The following is a 572-nucleotide window of genomic DNA, read 5'->3' on the forward strand; positions in this document are numbered from 1 at the left end:
GGCCCCGGCGGCGAGCCTGCCGCTGGGCTGGTTTGCACTCGATTCGCTGATTGTAACGCCGACCCATAACCAGGTCAGGATCGAGCAGCGGGTCACTATCCGTATCTCCCCGCTGGTCAATTCGCCGCGCCAATCGATGGTGCCCAATGTCCCGAGCGTAAACCTGCGCGATTATGCCGAGCGCGATGCGGGCAAATGCATTCCCCTCAGTTCCATCCGAGGCGTCCAGTCGATCAGCGACAACCGGCTGCTGCTCTACCTGCGCGACCGGCGCGTGCTGAGCCTGCGGTTGCGCAAGTCGTGCCGGGCGCAGGACTTCTACTCCGGCTTCTATGTCGAGCCGCGGGCGGACGGAATGCTGTGCGTCGAGCGCGACATCCTGCGCTCGCGCACCGGGGCGACCTGCGAGCTGCGCGAGATCAACCGGCTGGTTGCGGACGACTGAGCGCGGGTCGCGCCGCAAATCTTGACAATCTGCCCCTTCGCGCGCATGGCGCCCGGCGATTGTGCAACTGCGAAAAGCTCGCGGCTGACACGGCTCTTACCGGGCCGCACATTACAGGAAACTCTTA

At 64.7% G+C, this 572-nt stretch carries 1 protein-coding gene; it reads left to right on the forward strand.

Going from position 1 to position 572, the window contains the following annotated elements:
• A partial coding sequence (locus tag AC01FP_RS18815) for a hypothetical protein (RefSeq protein ID WP_474482450.1) occupies positions 1–445 on the forward strand: 445 nt, incomplete at its 5' end.
• Positions 446–572: the final 127 nt, after the last annotated feature.

The organism is Cyanobium sp. NIVA-CYA 375 (genome assembly GCF_056108345.1).